1 protein-coding gene is annotated in these 878 nt (G+C 45.8%); it reads left to right on the top strand.

What is annotated here, in order from left to right:
- Positions 1–878 (top strand): PKD-like domain-containing protein (locus IEX65_RS27965; protein ID WP_308424977.1); only part of this gene is annotated, 878 nt, incomplete at both ends.

The following is an 878-nucleotide window of genomic DNA, read 5'->3' as shown; positions in this document are numbered from 1 at the left end:
AGTGGTACCGCACCATCGGTAGCGATTAGTTCAAGTGTAGCAAGTACGTATAGTTGGACAGTTGGTACAATCACAGGCGGTATTACTGGAGCGAGTTCAGGCACAGGTTCAACGATTTCACAGGTCTTGACGAATCCAAGTAGTACAGTTGCCGGAAGTGTACAATATATCATTACGGCCACAGCAGGTACAGGCGGTTGTACGACCACAGCGAGTGTTTTAGTAACGGTTAATCCTAAACCAACAGTTAGTTTAACCAACCAAACGGTATGTCAAAATTCAACCTTGACGCTCACACCGAGTGTGACGAATGGTTCAAGTTTCTTGTGGAGTACAGGGGCGACGAGTTCGAGCATAAGTGTACCAACAGGAACAGTAGGAACAGTAAATTATACAGTAACAGTAACAGGAACTCCAGGCGGTTGTACAGCAACAGCGAGTGCGAGTGTAACGGTTAATCCACAACCAACAGTTAGTTTAACCAACCAAACAGTGTGTCAAAATTCAACGTTGACGCTTACTCCAAGCATTACCAATGGTTCAAGTTTCTTATGGAGTACAGGAGCCACAGGTTCGAGTTTAGCAGTACCGACAGCCACAGCGGGAACATTTACTTATACTATCACAGTAACAGGTAGTCCGGGAGGTTGTACAGCAACAGCCAGTGCAACAGTTACAGTGAACCCATTACCAACCATCACCGTGGCAAATGCTACTATATGTAGTGGCACAGCACCATCGGTAGCGATTAGTTCAAGTGTAGCAAGTACGTATAGTTGGACAGTTGGTACGATTACAGGTGGTATTACCGGAGCGAGTTCAGGCACAGGTTCAACGATTTCACAAGTTTTGACAAACCCAAGCAATACTACTGCCGG

The organism is Emticicia aquatilis (assembly GCF_014644295.1).
In the GTDB taxonomy this organism is placed as follows: domain Bacteria; phylum Bacteroidota; class Bacteroidia; order Cytophagales; family Spirosomataceae; genus Emticicia; species Emticicia aquatilis.
Note: the sequence above shows the minus strand (reverse complement) of the source record. Positions and strands in the feature narration are given on the sequence as shown.